The 19,235-nt window shown below is 35.1% G+C and carries 14 protein-coding genes; 3 read left to right on the top strand and 11 right to left on the bottom strand.

The features are described from left to right. Nucleotides 1-19: 19 nt before the first annotated feature. From ABY285_RS07810 to ppdK, 7 genes are all read right to left on the bottom strand, one after another. Nucleotides 20-601 (bottom strand): lactate utilization protein C, encoded by a 582-nt coding sequence (locus tag ABY285_RS07810; RefSeq protein ID WP_372768757.1) that lies wholly within the window; start codon nucleotides 599-601, stop codon nucleotides 20-22. Next, nucleotides 594-1,964, bottom strand: a complete 1,371-nt coding sequence (locus ABY285_RS07805; RefSeq protein ID WP_372768755.1) for a lactate utilization protein B — start codon at nucleotides 1,962-1,964, stop codon at nucleotides 594-596. Before ABY285_RS07805 ends, ABY285_RS07810 begins: the two co-directional genes overlap by 8 nt. After that, nucleotides 1,965-2,702 (bottom strand): (Fe-S)-binding protein, encoded by a 738-nt coding sequence (locus ABY285_RS07800; RefSeq protein ID WP_372768753.1) that lies wholly within the window; start codon nucleotides 2,700-2,702, stop codon nucleotides 1,965-1,967. It lies immediately after the preceding gene. A gap of 60 nt (nucleotides 2,703-2,762) precedes the next feature. Continuing rightward, on the bottom strand, nucleotides 2,763-4,007 hold the full coding sequence (locus ABY285_RS07795; RefSeq protein ID WP_372768751.1) for a hypothetical protein: 1,245 nt from the start codon (nucleotides 4,005-4,007) through the stop codon (nucleotides 2,763-2,765). Nucleotides 4,008-4,017: 10 nt separating this feature from the next. Then, on the bottom strand, nucleotides 4,018-6,843 hold the full coding sequence (locus tag ABY285_RS07790) for an FAD-binding and (Fe-S)-binding domain-containing protein (RefSeq protein WP_372768749.1): 2,826 nt from the start codon (nucleotides 6,841-6,843) through the stop codon (nucleotides 4,018-4,020). A 10-nt stretch (nucleotides 6,844-6,853) separates the two neighbouring features. After that, a complete protein-coding gene (locus ABY285_RS07785) occupies nucleotides 6,854-8,569 on the bottom strand; it encodes an L-lactate permease (RefSeq protein ID WP_372768747.1) in 1,716 nt (571 codons plus the stop codon). 292 nt (nucleotides 8,570-8,861) lie between these two features. Beyond that, the gene (gene ppdK / locus ABY285_RS07780; protein WP_372768745.1) at nucleotides 8,862-11,609 is read right to left on the bottom strand and encodes a pyruvate, phosphate dikinase; all 2,748 of its coding nucleotides are present in this window, start codon (nucleotides 11,607-11,609) and stop codon (nucleotides 8,862-8,864) included. A gap of 359 nt (nucleotides 11,610-11,968) precedes the next feature. Here ppdK and ABY285_RS07775 point away from each other — a divergent pair, with 359 nt between their 5' ends. Continuing rightward, complete coding sequence (locus tag ABY285_RS07775) at nucleotides 11,969-12,844, top strand: AraC family transcriptional regulator (protein ID WP_372768743.1); 876 nt, start codon at nucleotides 11,969-11,971, stop codon at nucleotides 12,842-12,844. An 83-nt stretch (nucleotides 12,845-12,927) separates the two neighbouring features. Here ABY285_RS07775 and ABY285_RS07770 read toward each other — a convergent pair whose 3' ends face one another. After that, nucleotides 12,928-13,803, bottom strand: coding sequence for a bifunctional 5,10-methylenetetrahydrofolate dehydrogenase/5,10-methenyltetrahydrofolate cyclohydrolase (locus ABY285_RS07770; RefSeq protein ID WP_372768741.1), 876 nt, complete (start codon nucleotides 13,801-13,803; stop codon nucleotides 12,928-12,930). A gap of 51 nt (nucleotides 13,804-13,854) precedes the next feature. After that, complete coding sequence (gene ffh / locus ABY285_RS07765; RefSeq protein WP_372768739.1) at nucleotides 13,855-15,186, bottom strand: signal recognition particle protein; 1,332 nt, start codon at nucleotides 15,184-15,186, stop codon at nucleotides 13,855-13,857. A 216-nt stretch (nucleotides 15,187-15,402) separates the two neighbouring features. Here ffh and ABY285_RS07760 point away from each other — a divergent pair, with 216 nt between their 5' ends. Further along, entirely contained in the window at nucleotides 15,403-17,088 is a 1,686-nt protein-coding gene (locus tag ABY285_RS07760) for an FAD-dependent oxidoreductase (protein ID WP_372768737.1), read from the top strand. 159 nt (nucleotides 17,089-17,247) lie between these two features. Here ABY285_RS07760 and msrB read toward each other — a convergent pair whose 3' ends face one another. Then, complete coding sequence (gene msrB, locus ABY285_RS07755) at nucleotides 17,248-17,724, bottom strand: peptide-methionine (R)-S-oxide reductase MsrB (protein ID WP_372768735.1); 477 nt, start codon at nucleotides 17,722-17,724, stop codon at nucleotides 17,248-17,250. A gap of 1 nt (nucleotide 17,725) precedes the next feature. Continuing rightward, the gene (locus ABY285_RS07750; RefSeq protein ID WP_372768733.1) at nucleotides 17,726-18,607 is read right to left on the bottom strand and encodes an alpha/beta hydrolase; all 882 of its coding nucleotides are present in this window, start codon (nucleotides 18,605-18,607) and stop codon (nucleotides 17,726-17,728) included. 79 nt (nucleotides 18,608-18,686) lie between these two features. Here ABY285_RS07750 and ABY285_RS07745 point away from each other — a divergent pair. Next, nucleotides 18,687-19,235: M48 family metalloprotease (locus ABY285_RS07745; RefSeq protein WP_372768731.1), on the top strand; the 549-nt coding region annotated here is incomplete at its 3' end.

Below are 19,235 nucleotides of genomic sequence, written 5' to 3'. Positions count from 1 at the left end.
TAATTGATGAAGTTAAAATCTAAACAAGAAAAATTGTTAAACTCATAGCACCTTGCGCCCCAATAACCAAACATTGTTCAATATCTGCCGTTTTGGAAGGTCCCGAAATAAAAAGCCCAAAAGTTCTCGTTCTATTTGCTATAATTTTATAAGCATCATGCATGTGCAAACACAAATCCTTTTTCTGTAAAATTAGCGCTAAATCATTTGTGATGAATGGTAATATTCTTATTGAAAATTGCGCATCAGAAATCCATATGGCGCCATTTTCAGCTACACCAAATTCACCTTTTAGAATTGCCAAATCCAAATTTTCAAGATCATGAGGTTTTGTTTGTTCACTTATTTGAACATTGCCCAAAACAGATTCCGAAATTTGAGAAAAAATTCTTTTCGCGTTTGGATACCTGTTTTTAATTTCAAGGTCTAGGTCTTGTATTTGTCCTAATTCCTTTATACTTCCACCAACTGACTCAACATTTTTTTTGAAGGTTTCCAATAAATTGATAGCTTCTTCAAAAGAATTTATATCAATTTCCGGCAATGATATCAATGTTGGTTTATTTTCTTTAATCGACTTTAAAATTGATGATTTACCCATTATTTTTTCTTTTTTTATACCATTGATCGAAGTTACCATTTTCAATTTCTGGAAACTCCCTTGATTTCCCCCATGCATTCAACTTTGAATAAACCATAAATCTTGGTGCATATTTAAGCACCCATCTTATAGATATTCCCAGTACTGCGTATAATTTTGGTTTTGCTAAAACCATCCCTGTTATTTTAAGTATTGTTTTTTTAACGAGCGGTTGCTTTTGCTCTTTTGTTATTATTTGTCTCCATTTATACAATTGCTCATGGATATTAATTTTAACCGGACAAACATTTGTGCAAGAACCACATAAAGTAGAGGCAAAGGGCAGCGAACTGTGTTTTTTCATATCCATTCCTGGTGATAAAATAGACCCAATAGGACCTGGAATAGTTGCGTTATAGCTATACCCGCCGCTTCTTCTGTAAATAGGACAAGTATTCATGCACGCACCACAGCGGATGCAACTTAGAGAAGATCTAAAATCCTCACGACTTAATTGTTCGGTTCTTCCATTATCAACAATAATAATATGCATTACATTGCCTTGAGCAGGTTTATTATAATGAGAAGAATACGTGGTGATTGGTTGTCCTGTTGCACTTCTTGCCAACAAACGTAAAAACACCCCCAAATGTTCTTCTTTAGGAATAATTTTTTCTATACCCATAGAGGCAATATGAACCTTTGACAAGTGCACGCCCATATCTGAATTACCTTCATTTGTACAAACTACAAAACCACCAGTTTCAGCAATGGCAAAATTAACACCGGTAATGGCAACATCTGCCTGTAGAAATTTATCCCTTAAGTGTTTTCTTGCTTCATTTGTTAAATATTGAGGATCCCCATTACTGGGTTTGGTCCCCAAATGCTCTTGAAACAAAACATCTATTTCTTCTTTGGTTTTATGAATAGCCGGTAATACAATATGACTTGGCGGTTCTTTTGCCAATTGAACAATTCGTTCACCTAAATCCGTATCAATCACTTCAATACCTTTAGACTCCAAATAAGGATTTAAATGGCATTCTTCGGTAAGCATTGACTTACTTTTAACAACTTTTGACGCCTTGTTTTGCGTAAGTATCTTATAAACGATCTTATTATGCTCTTCGGCATTTGAGGCCCAATGTACTTCAATTCCGTTACTTTGGGCATTCTTTTCAAATTCAACTAAATAGGTATCTAAATTAGATAAAACATTGGCTTTAATTCCAGAGGCTAATTCTCTTAGATATTCCCAACCTTTTACATGGTGCGCTGCGGTGTCTCTTTTTTCCCGAACATACCACAAAGCTTTGTCATGCCAATTTACTTTTGCCTCATTTTTATTGAATATTTCTGCTCGTTTTGCGTGACTCATCATTTAAATACTATGGTTTAAAATCTCTGCAATATGCATCACTCTTAAAGGATGATTATTCCTGTTTAATAATCCATCAAGATGCATTAAACAAGAATGATCAGCGCCGGTTATTACTTCAACGCCATTATCTAAATGGTCCTGAATACGATCTTTACCCATTTTTACAGATATCGCTTCCTCAAAAACTGAAAATGTTCCTCCAAACCCGCAGCATTCATCTTTTCTTGTTAAGGACATCAATTCAAGTCCTTTTACCTCTTTCAATAATGCTTCTTCGGTAGAATAATAATCATCCATCCTTTCAGAACAGGACCCCAATTTTAGACCCCTCAACCCATGACAACTTTTATGCAATCCTACTTTATGAGGAAATGAAGCTCCCAAATTTGTTTTGCCTAATACTTTGACAATAAATTCGCACAATTCATAAGAATTATTTCGAACATTTATAACGGCATCGGTTTGCTCTAAAATATCAAAATGCTCTTTAATATGATGAATACAACTTCCGGAAGGCCCTACTATATAATCGTATTCTTTAAAATTTTCAACAAATACCTGACAAGCTCCCTTTGCATCTTCTTCATATCCTGAATTTCCAAGTGGTTGTCCACAGCAAGTTTGACCTGTTGGATAATACACTTCTACGCCCAATTTCTCTAATAATTCAAGAGTTGCAATGCCTACTTTTGGATATAGTTGGTTAATATAACAAGGTATAAAAAGTCCTACTTTCATTTGAATTATATTTAATTATCACTATTTTACAATAATGACGATTATTGTTTCAATTTACGTTTAAAAATGTAATGTGGTAGCAAAAAGAAATCTTGCATTGCTCACATTATTTGTATTTTTAACTTTGTAATTGGCATCTGGAGTTCCATATGCGGCAGTATCATAAGAGACTTCACATCTAAATCTAACTTTACCTGCTCCATAAACTATTCTAGGGGAAACCCGGTAACTACAGTCAATATCTGTTCCTCTTGCGTAAACGGCACCGGTAATTGGATCATCAGATCCATAATTTTTAGTATATCCTCCAAATAGGCCCAAAGTAATTTTTTCTCCGATTAAACCGGAATCAACATCAAACCAATAACTACCCGTTGTGAAATTTGTATAAGTTGCTTCTCCTTTGCTATTGGTGCCAGAAACGCCGTAACCTCCCAACATGACAAATTCGTACAAATCTTGACCATAAATAACACCCAATCGGATGGCTGCCTTATCCATTTTAATTTTACTGAACAGATTTAAGTGATAACTGCCAATACTTTCTTCAGATTTATAAGTTGATGCGCCAACTGTATAAGACAATTGTGGTTTTAGTGTTTTATATCCCACATTAGCACCAATCAAGAAATTAGATTTTAATCCTAAAACATAGGTTGCATTAAACTCAGGCATGGCAGCATTTCTTATATATTCTGTCGATGGACCATTTGGACCATTAGATTTAAAATCTAGTTGCGTAGAGGCCGCAATGGAAAATTTAGAATTTTCCGTTGCTCCATAACTGTAACGCAATTGAGCACTTCTTTCTAATGGAAAATATGGAAGTGCCGCTCCCCATGAGGCTACTTGTGGATATACATCTAAAGAAAATATTGGATGCCAATACTGACCCGCTAATAATTCCGATTTTGCCCAATTTAATTTCACCATGGCATGACGCAAACGCAGTAAACCAATTTTATCATTTGCTGAACCAACAAAATCTCCTTCTATTAAACCAGTCACTTTGGCATTTAAAAAGCTTGGTGCAGTTATTTTAAGCCTTGCCCTTGAATGAATATTTAACATGTTAAAATTGGCTTTGGCATTTATATCTTTACCATTTGCATCTATTTTTTCATTGGCAGGAAATAATAGAACATCGCCATCTCTTGCGCTCACAGTTTGTCTGGTATCAAAAATACTTTCGGTCCATATATGGCCACTAATTTTAACAGTTACTTTCTCTTCTTCTTGTGCATTAGTAGAACGAGGTGCTAAAAAAAAGGCTAAAAAAGAAAATAAAAGAATGTAATTTTTCATAATTTAAAGTCTATATATTGATTTTTGGTTTTGTTGCTAAGTCAATTAAATTGACAATTGATTTAAAATCTGCTTTGCTGTGTTTGCTTAATCCTATTTCACAGGTTCTGCTGGTTGCATAACCTTCTGTCACATTTTCAGGAATTTGCTCGTCTAATGTTCTTAAACCATGTTCATTGAGTTCAGGAAAATTGAAGCCTTTATTGCCCGCAAAACCACAGCAATTGGTTTTTGGTGTATATACTTTGGAGGAACATAGTTTTGCAATTGCATATAAGTCCTCGTCAATTCCCATTTTCTTCAAACTACATACAGAAAAAACGGCAACTTCTTTATTGACAGGATTAAATTCTAAACGGTCCAATAAAAAAGTAGTCGTGAAATTGGGTAAGTCATAAAGATTTAAGGCAGAATCTTTCATAGATTCTTTCATTTGAAGGGAACATGGACTCATATCACATAAAATTGGATATGCTCCTTTGTTGCTTGCCTTCAGCAAACTTTGGAATAATTTATCTGAAGCAATATGTGCGGATTCAGCAAATCCTTGCGATTTAAAAGCAAGTCCGCAACATAAATTTTCTAAGTCTTCCGGAAAAATAATCTCACAATTGGCTTTGTTTAAAATTTTAACGGTTTTATTAAAAACCGTGTCTTCATCACCATAACTGTTTGAAGCGCCTATCATTCTATTGATACAGCTGGAAAAATAAACTACTTTTAGCGCATGTGGCTTTAAATCGGTTTGCTTTTCAATTTTAAAGTTGGCCGCTTTAGGTGTGTATTCATTCCATTCCATTTTTTGACCTAAAATAGAGGTCGAAGCACCAACCACTTTATTATAGGCATTATCTCCTATTATATTGGAAATTGCATGACTTACTGTTAAGCCAACTCGAATACCTTTTAAAGTTAGACTTAAGTTGTTGGCAACCATTTTAGCTATTTTATTGCCCGAATGTTTTTTGGCTCTTATGCGTTTAACATAATCTCCGGTGTCAATCTTGACCGGACACGCCAGCATACATAAGCCATCGGTTGCGCACATGGAATCAAAGCCATATTCGAAAGATTTTTCCAATTCTCTAGCTTCTTTAGAATTCCCTTTTGCATCTAACCTGCTCATTTCTCTATGCAAAACAATACGCTGCCTTGGTGAAAAACCCAAATTGTGAGAAACACAAAAAGGTTCACAAAAGCCGCATTCAATACATTTATCAATTTGATCATCAGCTTTCGGTAAAGGTTTCAGATTTTTTAAATGAACTTTTTTATCTTCATTGATAATCACACCAGGATTAATAATTCCTTTAGGATCAAAAATCAGTTTAATTTTCTTCATTAAATCATAGGCTTCTGCTCCCCATTCTTTCTCTACAAATGGGGCCATGTTTCTGCCTGTACCGTGTTCTGATTTTAGCGCTCCGTCATATTTATCAACTACCAAAACTGACAATTCATCCATAAAATCTTCGTAGCGTTTTATTTCTGAAGCTTTACCAAAATCTTGCGTAAATACAAAATGAATATTTCCTTCTAAGGCATGTCCAAAAATTACGGCTTCGTTGTAATGATATTTTTTAAATAAGTCTTGTAAATCTAAAGTTCCGGCTGCCAATCTGTGAACCGGAAAAGTGATGTCTTCAATAATAACCGTTGTTCCAATTTTTCTGATGGCTCCCACTGTTGGGAACAACCCTTTTCTAATTTTCCAATATTGATTGTATAAGGTAGCGTCAGTTGTAAATTTGAATGGTAATTCCGGTTGTATGTGTTTAATCGATTTTTCTATTTCCGCTATTTGAAGCTTCAATTGAAGCATATCGGGAGCAACCGTTTCAACCAAAACAGCTGAAGCGCCAGCACTTAATGTTGGAAGGTAATTTGGCACGCCCTCCATTTTTTCAACCGATCTCAAGCTGGCCCTGTCCATTAATTCAACAGCAGCAACCGGGGCCGATTTTAATATAGAAACCACATTGCACGCCATTTCAATATTTTCAAAAATCATTAAAGCACTTGCTTTATAAGGATGATCTTCAACAGTATTGTAAGTGATTTCGGCAATCATTCCCAATGTTCCTTCAGAGCCTATCATTAAATGATTAATAACATCAATAGGATTGGTATAATCAACCAAGGCGTTTAAACTATAGCCGGTCGTATTCTTCATTTTATATTTATGATGAATACGCTCAACCAATTTCTGGTTATTTTGGGTTTCTTTAATTATTTGAACTACTTCATTATAAATAGTTGCGTGATGCTTTTTAAAATTCTCAATACTTTCTAAATTATTGGTGTCCAATAAAAATCCATCATAAAAGATTATTTTTAAACTTTCAAGTGTTTTATAGGAGTTTTGTGCGGTTCCGCAACACATACCACTGGCATTGTTTGCCGCAATACCACCAATCATTGCCGAATTAATTGAGGCCGGATCGGGTCCGATTTTTCGCCCATAAGGTTTTAACAGCACATTTGCTCTTGCGCCAATAACACCGGGTTGTAACTTAATGCGATTTCCGTTTTCAATTACTTCGTGGTTGGTCCAATATTTTGAGGTTAAAATAAGTATAGAATCAGAAATAGCCTGACCTGATAAACTGGTACCTGCCGCCCTAAAGGTGACAGGTAAGTTTAATTTATTGGCTTCTTCAAGCAGAAAAGATATTTCTTCAATAGATTTAGATTGGATTACAATTTTTGGAATCAATCTATAAAAACTCGCATCCGTCCCGAAAGCCAAGGTGCTTGCCTTATCCGTGAATATTCTATCGGGACTTATTTTTTTAGATATCTGCTCAAAATATAGGATGTAATTTCCTTCTAACATAATTGATTTATTATAGTGAATTCAGGTATACTGTTAATTTATCAGTAATGTCCAGCCCATACAACATGATTAAACCAATAATTCCGGCAAAAATCACATAATAAAGTGTTGGTAAAATAGTTCTTCGTAAAACAAAACCTTCTCTTCCAAGCATACCAACTGTTGCAGAGGCGGCCACAACATTATGTATGGCAATCATATTTCCTGCTGCGGCTCCAACGGCCTGCAAAGCAACAAATACGGAACCTGTCAATCCTAAATTTACTGCAGTTGAAAATTGAAATTGCGCTAACATCATATTAGAAACGGTGTTAGAACCAGCGATAAAAGCTCCTAATGCACCTACCGAAGCTGCAAAAGCAGGGTAAATTCCACCCATGGTATCTGCTACCCATTGTGCCATTGCTATTGGCATACTTGCATAACCCATATCATTTACACCTGAGTTGATTAAGATTCTAACCATGGGAATTGTAAATATTAAAACAAATCCGGCACCTAAGAGCGTTTTCGAGGATTCTCCTATAGCACTAGCCAATTCTTTTGGCTTCATACTGTGCAAAAAATAAGTAATTAAAACAACAAATACCATAATCCCGCCAGGCAGATACAAAGGAGAAAATGAGGCATTTATACCTGTTTCTCCCAAAATATTTTTAATTGATATGGTCATATATTTCAGCGCTGAATTAATCCCTAGTTGAGGTATTCTGCTCATAACCAAAAAGACAGCGACTAAAAGGTATGGCAACCAAGCCTTTGACAATGATATTTTTGAGCTTTTATCCGTTAAACTGCTTAATTTTAAATCCAGGTCGCCCATCCAAGTTGAAGGCCAATTTTTTGCAGGTTCGAAATCCCAGGTATCTTTGGGTATTAAAAATTTGGCTTTAGCGGCTGCAACTACAATAACCAATCCTACCAAAGCTCCAATAAGTGAAGGAAACTCAGGACCTAAAAATACACCGGTTAATGCATAAGGAATTGTAAAGGCCAATCCGGCAAAAATAGCGAAAGGGGCAATAGACAATCCTTCAGTCCATGATTTATTTTTACCAAAATATCGTGTTAAAACCATGCACATAAATAATGGAATTAATGTTCCTACAATACCATGAATGATAGCAACTTCAGAAGTGATTAATTGTAAAAATTGATCCCAATTGGTTCCGGCAGCCTCTAATTGAGTAGTTAACTCATTTGTTTTTAAACCCGTAGTCACCCCAATTACAATTGGCGTACCAACGGCACCAAATGATACAGGTGTTGATTGAATCATCATGCCAATAATAACAGCTCCTAAGGCAGGAAAACCCAAACCTAGTAATAATGGTGCGGCAATTGCTGCCGGTGTACCAAAACCTGAAGCACCTTCAATAAAACTTCCAAATAACCAGGCGATGATAATTACTTGAACACGTCTGTCTGTGCTAATATTCGTAAAACCGGCCCGAATGACTTTTAAAGCGCCTGAATGTTTAAGAGTATTTAATAATAAAATAGCACCGAAAATAATCCATAAAATAGAGGCTGTTACACCTAAACCTTCTAAAGTGGAAGCTAAAATTCTGTTAATTGGCATTCCCCAAGCAAATAATGCAATGATGACTGAAGCTAATAATACAATTGGCATTGCCTTTTTTGCAGGCCACCTTAATCCAACAAGCAATATACCTGCTAAAAGAATTGGGAAGAAAGCCAAAAAGGCTTGAATTGATAAACTCATAATAAAGTATTTATTGGTTAAAGTTAATTTGGTTCTTATTTAAGCTCATAAAAAATGATTTTATGTTATATTATCATAAATCAGTTTTTTCTTATTATATTTTTATCGAAATGAGCATTTAAATATGATTATTAATTTACGAAATCGTATTCGTTAATTATTTTATAAAAGTATTTGTAATTTTAAATATGGAAAAGAAGATTATTTGCATGTTGTAATATTAAATTTGCAATATTATTTTTATAAAGCCACTTAATGATATAATCATTTATTATTCAACTACCTTCTTCTATTATACGGCATTATTATTAAAAATATGAAATTTAATTGCGGCTTGCGCAGCTGCTAAACGTGCAATTGGAACTCTAAATGGGGAGCAACTTACATAATCCAAACCCAGTCTATGACAAAATTCAACAGAACTTGGTTCTCCACCATGTTCACCACAAATACCTATTTTTAGTTCAGGATTTGTTGAACGTCCTTTTATAGTCCCTATTTCTATTAATTGCCCGATACCTTCTTGGTCCAGTACTTGAAATGGATCAGCTTTTAAAATGCCTTTTTGAATGTATATTGGTAAGAATTTGCCTGCATCATCACGCGAGTACCCAAACCCCATTTGGGTGAGATCATTGGTTCCAAATGAAAAGAATTCAGCTTCCTCACCAATTTGATTGGCTGTTAAGCAAGCTCTCGGAATTTCAATCATAGTTCCAACTAAATACTCAATTTTATCTCCTTTTTCCTCAAAAACTTTATCGATAATCGTTTTTACTAATTGTTTTTGTAACCTAAATTCTTTTACCGTACCAATAAGTGGAATCATAATTTCCGGGAACGTTTTAATTCCTTCTGCTTTTAATTCTAATGCTGCTTCAATAATTGCTCTAGCTTGCATTTCAGTAATTTCGGGGTACGTAATTCCTAATCTACATCCTCGGTGACCTAGCATAGGGTTAAATTCCTTTAAATCTTCTACTTTTTGTTTAATAGCCTCAATAGAAACACCCATTTCATGGGCCATTTCTTTTTGATTTTCTTCTTCATGAGGAATAAATTCATGTAATGGCGGATCCAGTAAACGAACCGTTACAGGAAGATTTGCCATTGCCCTAAGTACATCCTTTAAATCTTTTCGGTGAATGGGTAATAATTTATCTAAGGCTTCTCTTTTTCCAGCTTCATCAATAGATAATATCATTTCTCTAATACGGATTAATCTTTCACCTTCAAAAAACATATGCTCTGTTCGACAAAGCCCAATTCCTTCAGCACCAAATTTAATTGCATTTTCACATTCCCTTTCAGTTTCGGCATTTGTTCTTACACCAAGGGATCTATATTTATCGGCTAATTTCATGATAGCCCCAAAGTCAACGCTTAATTCAGCATCTTTAGTTCCAATTTTACCTTTGTAAACCTCGCCGGTTGAACCGTTTAAAGAAATCCAATCGCCTTCCTTAAATTCTTGATCTTCAATAGTCATTACCCTGGTTTTGTAGTTGACATTTACAGTGCCCGCTCCGGAAACACAACATTTCCCCATACCACGGGCTACAACGGCAGCATGAGATGTCATTCCTCCTCGGGCGGTTAAGATACCCTTGGCGATATTCATTCCTTCTAAATCTTCAGGGGAGGTTTCAACCCTAACAAGAATTGAAACAGGGTATTTGTTGGCTTCATCGGCAAAAAAAACAATTTGTCCGGTTGCAGCACCCGGAGAAGCTGGCAATCCTTTAGCCAGTACCTTTGAAGCTTTAATGGCCTCACCATCAAAAACCGGATGTAAAAGTTCTTCCAACTTTGAAGGTTCTTGCATTAATAAGGCTTTCTTTTCATCAATCATTCCGGTAGCTAGTAATTCCATGGCAATTTTCACCATGGCTGCAGCTGTGCGTTTACCATTGCGGGTTTGCAACATCCAAAATTTACCATTTTGTATGGTAAACTCTAAATCCTGCATGTCATTATAATGTTTTTCAAGAATATCTTGGGTTTTATTTAATTCATCATAGGTGGTCGGCATTAATTCCTCTAATGAAGGATACTTCGCTTTTCGATCTTCTTCAGTAACCCCTGCTAAATTAGCCCATTTTTTTGAACCTTCTAAAGTAATTTGCTGAGGTGTTCTAAACCCGGAAACAACATCTTCACCTTGAGCATTAATTAAATATTCACCATTAAACACATTTTCTCCAGTGGCTGCATCTCTTGTAAATGCTACTCCGGTACCTGAGTTCTCACCCATATTACCAAATACCATTGCTTGAACATTTACAGCAGTTCCCCATTCTTCTGGAATTTGGTTCATACCACGATAATATATTGCTCTGGGGTTCATCCAACTATCAAATACACCAGTAATACTAGCCCAAAGTTGATCCCAGGGATCTTCTGGGAATTTTTCACCGGTTTGCTCTTCACATGCAGCTTTAAAGTCAGAAACCATTTGCTTTAAGTCTTCAACATCAAGATCGGTATCTAATTCAACACCTTTGTTTCTTTTAGATTTTTCTATAATTTCTTCAAAAGGATTGTGGTCTTCTTTTGAAATTGCGCCAACCCCTAATACAACACCGCCAAACATTTGGACAAAACGCCTATAGGAATCCCAGGCAAATCTCGCATTTCCGGTTTTGGCAATTAGCCCTTCAACGGAATTATCGTTCATGCCCAAATTAAGAACTGTATCCATCATACCTGGCATAGATACTCTGGCTCCAGAACGAACTGAAAGTAAACACGGATTTTCATTGCTCCCAAACTTTGTTCCCATGCTACTTTCAACTTTAGCAACAGCGGCCTCTACTTCTGCTTTTAATAAAAAAACTACATGAGCCTTACCTTGTTGATTGTATTCTGTACACGTATCAGTTGTTATCGTAAAGCCTGGAGGAACGGGTATTCCAATTAAACTCATTTCAGCCAAGTTAGCACCTTTACCACCCAGTAAGTTTTTCATAGTGCTGTTTCCATCTGCAGTTCTATCTCCAAATTTATAGACTCTTGTTTTAACATTTTGTAGTGTTTCCATCTATTTAACTTCAATTAATATTAATTTGGTTCCGATTTAAAACAAATACACAATACATTAACAACTTTTAAAAATAATATAGATTCACAAAAAAAAAACTATATTAGCAAAATCGTGATATTATAAAATACGACAACAGCAGTATTTTTCGCATTATGTTATATTTAAACAAATCGGTATTTTTTTATAATATTTACAACGTAATAAATAAATATATGTGATTACGATGTTGCGAAAACGTATTCGCAATAGCTATTTTCCAAAAGTATTTGAATTTATAGATATGTAAAAGAAGATTCTTTGCACGTTTTAATGATAAATTTGCAATGTGCCAATTTTAATAAAAAGTTAAATTTATTATGAAATCTATTTTATTAAATAAGACAAGTACTTCCCACGATCAATCATTTATTATTCACCCTAAAATTTATCCTCAGGCTTATAGCTTGTGGCATCATCATAAGGAATATGAGGTTCTTTATATAGTAAAACATTCCGGTACTGCTTATGTAGGAGATAAAATATTTCCCTATGAAGGCGGTACTCTTATGCTTTTTTGTGCAAATTTACCGCATATGTTTGTGCCTAATTCAAATGATATAAAAGAGCTTGACCAAGGAGTAGAAGATGCTTATGTTCTTCATTTTTCGATAGAAACTATTAATAAAATTATGGAGCATATTCCAGAATTTCAGCAATTAAATCAATTGTTTAATGATTGGAAAAGGGGAATGATTTTTAGAAATGTTAAAAAAAATAACGACATATTAAGGATAATGCAAGAAATAACGGAAGCAACAAGCTTAAGTAGAATGACGCACTTTTTTGAGTTGTTAGATCTTTTGGAACACAATAAGGAGTTTGAATTTATTGCTAATCCAGGATTTGTTAACTCAGTAAACTTACCTAAAGGTCGTTTGGAAAAAGTTTATGAGTATTCAATAAATAATTTTAATGATTCTTCAATATGTCTTGAAGATATTGCCGAATCTATCAATATGAATAAGGCTGCTTTTTGCCGATATTTTAAAAAAATCACCAATAAAACTTATTTTCAATTCTTAAATGAAATAAGAATTGGTTATGCCTGTAAGATTTTAATTGAAAGTGAAAATAAAAACATTACTGATGTCGCTTTTTTAAGCGGTTTTAATAATATGTCAAATTTTAACAGACAATTTAAAATAATAATGGATCAATCACCTTCAGCTTATCTTAAATCAAGAAAGTTTTAGAATAAAAGATTGAAAATTAAATGTAAAGTTTTTGAGTTTTGCTGACTGTCTTTTAAAAGATCCCTTGAAAATAAAAAAACATATTATTCCTTTCTTTCACACGCCAACAATGTATTTTTCATTAGCATCGCAATGGTCATTGGACCAACGCCACCGGGAACAGGGGTGATAAAAGAAGCTTTTTTGCTAACACTTTCAAAATGAACATCACCGGCCAAACGATAACCACTTTTTTTGGTTGCATCCTCAACCCTTGTAATCCCCACATCAATAATGGTTACACCGTCCTTTACCATATCACCGGTTAAAAATTCAGGAATCCCTAGTGCAGCAACAATAATATCAGCTTGCAAAGTAAATTCTTTTAAATTTTTTGTTCTGCTGTGCGTAATAGTCACAGTAGCATCGCCCGATTTTCGTTTTTGACTCATTAAAATACTCATTGGTCGGCCTACAATGTGGCTTCTTCCAATAACTACCACATGTTTTCCAGATGTTGTCACGTGATAACGCTCTAATAATTCTAAAATTCCGAACGGCGTTGCAGGGAGAAAACAAGGCATGTCCAGAGCCATTCTTCCTACATTTGTTGGGTGAAATCCATCAACATCTTTATCGGGATTCACCGCATTTAGTACTTTTTGTTCATCAATATGTTTTGGTAAAGGCAGTTGAACTATAAATCCGTCGATATCATTGTTGCTATTGAGCTTTTCTATTTCCTGCAATAATTTTTCTTCAGTTGTTTCAGTGGGGAGTTCAATTAATGTTGAATTGAAACCTACCAATTCACAAGCTTTTACTTTGCCATTGACATAAGTCATACTTGCGCCATCGCTTCCTACTAAAATTGCAGCCAAATGCGGTGTTTTTTTTCCTTTAGCTTTTAATTGTTTTACTGATTCTGCAATTTCAATTTTTAAGTCTGCCGATGTTTTTTTTCCGTCAAGTAAAATCATTGTGTATTTTTTTAATATGAAAAGTAATCTTAAGCGATTATTTTGTTTAATTTATTTACCCATCCCTTTCATCATTTGCATCATTTGTTTACCGCCGCCCCCTTGCATCATTTTCATCATTTTGCTCATTTGGGTAAATTGTTTCATCAATTGATTTACTTCCTGAATCGTTGTTCCTGAACCTTTTGCAATTCTTTTTTTTCTGTTTGTATCAATTATGGTGGGTTCACTTCTTTCTGCTGGAGTCATAGAATGAATAATGGCTTCAATTCCTTTAAAAGCATCGTCATCGATATCAACATCTTTCATCATTTTGCCGGCACCCGGAATCATGCCCATCAAATCTTTCATATTTCCCATTTTTTTAATCTGCTGAATTTGTTTCAGGAAATCATCAAAACCGAACTGATTTTTTGCAATTTTCTTTTGAATTTTGCGAGCTTCTTCTTCATCATATTGTTCTTGGGCACGTTCTACCAAAGAGACAACATCACCCATTCCCAAAATTCGCTCTGCCATACGGTTTGGATAGAAAACATCAATTGCTTCCATTTTTTCACCCGTACCAACAAATTTTATAGGTTTATTTACGACAGATTTAATTGATAAAGCTGCACCACCACGTGTATCACCATCTAATTTGGTAAGTACAACACCATCAAAATTTAAAATATCGTTAAAAGCTTTTGCAGTATTTACAGCATCCTGACCTGTCATGGAATCTACTACAAAAAGGGTTTCTTGCGGATTTACAGCTTTATGGATGTTTGATATTTCCGCCATCATCGCTTCATCAACAGCCAAACGACCGGCGGTATCTATAATCACCACATTTTTACCTGTTGCTTTTGCATGTTTTATGGCATTTTTAGAAATTTCAACCGGATTTTTATTTTCTTCTTCGGCATAAACTTCAACACCAATTTGTTCTCCAACTACCCTTAATTGGTTAATAGCTGCAGGACGATACACATCGCAACCCACCAATAAAATCTCTTTGTTCTTTTTTGTTTTTAAATAGTTGGCCAGTTTTCCGGAAAAAGTTGTTTTACCGGAACCTTGTAAACCCGACATCAAAATAACAGTTGGTGTGCCGGATAGATCGATGCCAACCGTTTCGCCGCCCATTAATTCGGTCAATTCGTCTTTTACGATTTTCACCATCAATTGCCCAGGATTTAACGTAGTCAATACGTTTTGTCCCAGGGCTTTTACTTTTACGGTATCGGTAAAGCTTTTAGCTATTTTAAAGTTAACATCGGCATCTAAAAGGGCTCTTCGAACTTCTTTTAGCGTTTCCGCAACATTTATTTCTGTAATTTTTCCGTGTCCTTTCAGTGTGTGAAGGGCCTTATCTAATTTATCGCTTAAATTATTGAACATAATCGTTTACCTCGTTTTTTAGAATTGACAAAGATACTAAAATGTACTTAAAAACTTTTATTTCACCTCAAATCATTTTCAGCATTAAAAGTTAAAATAAGGGAACTGTTTTCCAGATTATTGCTGATAATAACAACGTAATCGTTATCGTAATAATAATTACACAATATATTATAATTTTGTTCGAAATTCGCCAAAAATTTAATAAGAAGATTGATGGAAAGAATTATAATAATTGGTGGCTTATCTGCAGGGCCTTCGGCAGCGGCAAAAGCGCGCAGAGAAAATGAAAAGGCCGAAATAATACTATTTGAAAAAGGAGAAAATATTAGTTATGCCACTTGCGGTATGCCTTATGCATTTTCAGGAATTATTGAAAACAGAAGTGACTTAATTGTTGTTAAACCCGATTTGATGAGGACCCGGTTTAATATTGATGTTAAGATGAACGAGGAAATTGTTTCCATTGATACCTACAATAAAATTGTTTATTCGGTGAAAGGGGGTTACAGTTATGACAAGCTTGTTTTTGCCACCGGTGCAAAATCAATAGTGCCGCCAATAAAAAACATAAATAAAGCAACAAACTGGTCAACTTGCAGGTCTATGGCGGATTTTGATAAAATTTCCAAAGAAGGTTTAACTTCAAAATCAAAACACATTACCATTATTGGAGCCGGACTCATAGGTATTGAAGTAGCGGAAAATTTAAAGGAAGCAGGAAAAGAAGTGACACTGATTGAGAGCGCTGATCAAATTTTAACATTGTGGCAGCCTAAATTTGGGGCTTTTGCAGAATCGATTTTAAAAAATAACGGGATAGAGGTGATTACTTCAGGCATTGTTTCTGAATTTGAATTGGATGAAAATGGAAAAATTACCGGAATTAACATTGAGGGTAAAGCAACCATAAAAACCGACTTTGTGATTTTAAGCGTGGGAATTATGCCCAACACAGAATTATTGCTTAAAATAGGAGCGGAACATATTAAAAATGGCGCTTTGAAAGTAAATGAAAGAATGGAAACATCCATAAAAGATGTGTATGCAGCCGGCGATAATGTCTCCATTAAAAATTTGCAAACGAATGAATATGATTATTTTCCGCTGGGAACGCATTCAAATAAAGGAGGAAGAGCTGCCGGTGCAAATGCTGCCGGAAAAAATATTGTTTTTAAAGGGGCTTACAAAACTGCCATCGTAAAAGTGTTTGATTATACATTGGCCAGAACCGGATTAAATCCGAAAGCATTGACAGCGCGCGCGATTCCTTTTGAAACTGTGTTGACCATTGCAGGTTCAACACCAAGTTATTATCCGGGACAAAAAGATTTGATTACGGAGATTTATTACAATCCTATTAATGAAGAGATTTTAGGCGCCGAATTGTTTGGTGAAGTTGGTGTGGATAAACGTGTAGATGTTTTGAGTACTGCAATTTATGCGAAACTTAAAATCAGCGATTTATCTCAATTGGATTTGGCGTATGCGCCTCCATTTTCACCGGCAAAAGATCCTGTTGTGGTGACGAGTTTTGTAGCTGAAAATATGCTCGATAATAAAACAATACAGATGTCGGTTGAAGAATTGGATGCATATTTAGCTAAAACAAATCCGAAAGATTTTTTGTTGCTTGATGTACGAACAGCAAAAGAATTTGAGGAAGGCGGCATACAAAATGCAATTAATATTCCGTTGGATGAAATTAGAAATAACATTGATTTTATAAAAGACCAAAATAAACCAATTGTTCTTATTTGCAGAAGAGGATTAAGAGGCTATTTGGCTGAATTAATTCTAAAGTATTATAACATAAAGGATATGGTTAATGTGGCAGGAGGCATAACCGTTTGGGAAATGTATGGCGGACTTGTTTTAAAACCAAAAGAAGTTGAGGCATAAAATAACTTGAAGCCTAAGAATAAAAAACCATTTGCTGTTTAAACAGCAAATGGTTTTTTTAAACTGTTATTTTAGAAAAATCCTGTTGTATATATTCTAAAATTTCAACTTCTGACTTTAGTCTTTTCAACTTTCCGCAGAATAATCCCCCCTTTGGGGTTAGGGGGCTACAAATTTTATGGAAGTGGTATTCACACAATACCTTTTTCCGGTAGTGTCTTTTGGTCCGTCATCAAAAAGATGTCCTAAATGTCCGCCACAAGAAGCGCAAATAATCTCGGTGCGAATCATTCCGTGACTTCTGTCTGAAACATAGTTTACGGTTCCTTCAATGGCATCGTCAAAAGATGGCCAGCCACAATGCGATTCGAATTTGCTGTTCGATTCAAAAAGCTGCAGGTCACAGGCTGAACAATGGTAAGTTCCTTTTTGAAAATGGGAGGTGTAACCGGCTTCACTTGGCCTGTCTGTGCCTTTTTGCCTTAAAACGTTATAAGCTTCAGGAGACAGAATTTTTCTCCATTCTTCCTCCGTTTTAACTACTTTTTTAACCATAACTTTTATATTTTTTTCTTGAGAATAACTATTAAAACCAAATAGTATAATTAATATTAATGTTAAAGATAAATTTTTCATGCTAATAATTTCTATTAATAAATTCAATAATTCGATTTATAACTTGGCTATCTTTTAAAATACGGCTATGTCCTAAGCCGTTGGTAATTAAAATTTCTCCTCGTTCCAAGTTTTGTCGAATATGGTGCGCACAACTTACAGGCACATCAGCATCTTCGGTATCATGAAGCACAAAAGTGGGTATTTTAACATCTTTGGCAGCAATACTGGCCGAATAATTATCAATATCTTCTCCAAATGCCTTGTAAAATCGATGTTTAATTTTAGTCGCTATTTTCGATTTTAATTGAAGTTTAGCCACAAACTCTTTAATAATATCTGTGATGATATCACCGGAACCAATTACAATGGCCTTTTTTACGTTTAACCCTTGTTTAACGCTGTTTAAAATGGTCATTGCGCCTAAGGAATGTCCTATGGCAATTTCAAAAGGTCCAAATTCTTTTTCTAAAAACAGGGCGGTTTTAACAAATTCATGCATCATTGTTTTTTTTCCGGTTGATTTCCCGTGCGCAGGGCCGTCAAAACTTATCGTCATAAAACCGTTTTCCAACAGCTTGTCGGCAATTTTAAAAAGCTGTGTGCCTCTGCCAGACCAGCCATGAATCAAAAGCACTTTTCTTTTTGAGTATCCGTAGGAATACACCATCACTTCCTGATTCAATTCAGGTATCAACACCATTTTTTTCTGGGCGCTTTCAGACATCATTTTTTCACGTGCAGGGGTTTTGAATCGTATGGGGGTTCTAAAAAGTTTTATAGCAAACAAAGTGGCCAATGGCGGTGCAAGAAATTGCAGTATTTTTCCTGTCGCAATAATTGACACAGGTATTTTTGGATCAGTATTTGTAAGAATTGTGAGAGTATTGGCATTCGTATCCATAAAATGGTTTAATTTTGCTAGTAAAGATAGAATTTGTATTTTTATATATGGAGGATGTTTTAACTAAAAAACTTTAATAATGAAAAAATTTATATCCCTGTCATTGCTTATGTTATTTATGATAAGCTGCAGCACCGTTCCTATTACTGGACGACAACGCGTTAATTTAGTGAGTGATGCCCAAATATTGCCAGCCAGTTTCGCGCAATATGAGGGGTTTTTAAAAGAAAACAGACTTTCGAATGATGCAAAAATGACCAATGAAGTACAAACTGTCGGAAAAAATATATCTCTGGCCGTAGATAAATTTATGCGCGCAAATAACATGGTTAGTGAAGCTAACAGCTACCGCTGGGAGTTTAATTTAATTGAAGACAAAGCTGTAAATGCTTGGGCTTTGCCTGGCGGAAAAGTAGTTTTTTACACAGGTATTCTGCCTATTGCCCAAAATAGTGATGGTATAGCGGCAGTTATGGGCCATGAGGTTGCTCACGCATTTGCAAAACACGGACAAGAACGTATGACCAGTGCTTACGGACAGCAATTGGGAGGCGTTGCAGTTGCAATTAGCACAAACAATAAAGACCCAAAAACTCAAAACTTATGGAATACTATTTATGGTATTGGT

It is taken from the genome of Lutibacter sp. (genome assembly GCF_041555395.1).
Taxonomy (GTDB): domain Bacteria; phylum Bacteroidota; class Bacteroidia; order Flavobacteriales; family Flavobacteriaceae; genus Lutibacter.
Note: the sequence above shows the minus strand (reverse complement) of the source record. Positions and strands in the feature narration are given on the sequence as shown.

What these genes read in the sequence shown, in the direction of transcription:
- ABY285_RS07810 (WP_372768757.1), bottom strand. Translation starts at nt 601, where the DNA reads ATGGGTAAATCATCAATTTTAAAGTCGATTAAAGAAAATAAACCAACA.
- ABY285_RS07805 (WP_372768755.1), bottom strand. Translation starts at nt 1,964, where the DNA reads ATGATGAGTCACGCAAAACGAGCAGAAATATTCAATAAAAATGAGGCA.
- ABY285_RS07800 (WP_372768753.1), bottom strand. Translation starts at nt 2,702, where the DNA reads ATGAAAGTAGGACTTTTTATACCTTGTTATATTAACCAACTATATCCA.
- ABY285_RS07795 (WP_372768751.1), bottom strand. Translation starts at nt 4,007, where the DNA reads ATGAAAAATTACATTCTTTTATTTTCTTTTTTAGCCTTTTTTTTAGCA.
- ABY285_RS07790 (WP_372768749.1), bottom strand. Translation starts at nt 6,843, where the DNA reads ATGTTAGAAGGAAATTACATCCTATATTTTGAGCAGATATCTAAAAAA.
- ABY285_RS07785 (WP_372768747.1), bottom strand. Translation starts at nt 8,569, where the DNA reads ATGAGTTTATCAATTCAAGCCTTTTTGGCTTTCTTCCCAATTCTTTTA.
- ppdK (WP_372768745.1), bottom strand. Translation starts at nt 11,609, where the DNA reads ATGGAAACACTACAAAATGTTAAAACAAGAGTCTATAAATTTGGAGAT.
- ABY285_RS07775 (WP_372768743.1), top strand. Translation starts at nt 11,969, where the DNA reads ATGAAATCTATTTTATTAAATAAGACAAGTACTTCCCACGATCAATCA.
- ABY285_RS07770 (WP_372768741.1), bottom strand. Translation starts at nt 13,803, where the DNA reads ATGATTTTACTTGACGGAAAAAAAACATCGGCAGACTTAAAAATTGAA.
- ffh (WP_372768739.1), bottom strand. Translation starts at nt 15,186, where the DNA reads ATGTTCAATAATTTAAGCGATAAATTAGATAAGGCCCTTCACACACTG.
- ABY285_RS07760 (WP_372768737.1), top strand. Translation starts at nt 15,403, where the DNA reads ATGGAAAGAATTATAATAATTGGTGGCTTATCTGCAGGGCCTTCGGCA.
- msrB (WP_372768735.1), bottom strand. Translation starts at nt 17,724, where the DNA reads ATGAAAAATTTATCTTTAACATTAATATTAATTATACTATTTGGTTTT.
- ABY285_RS07750 (WP_372768733.1), bottom strand. Translation starts at nt 18,607, where the DNA reads ATGGATACGAATGCCAATACTCTCACAATTCTTACAAATACTGATCCA.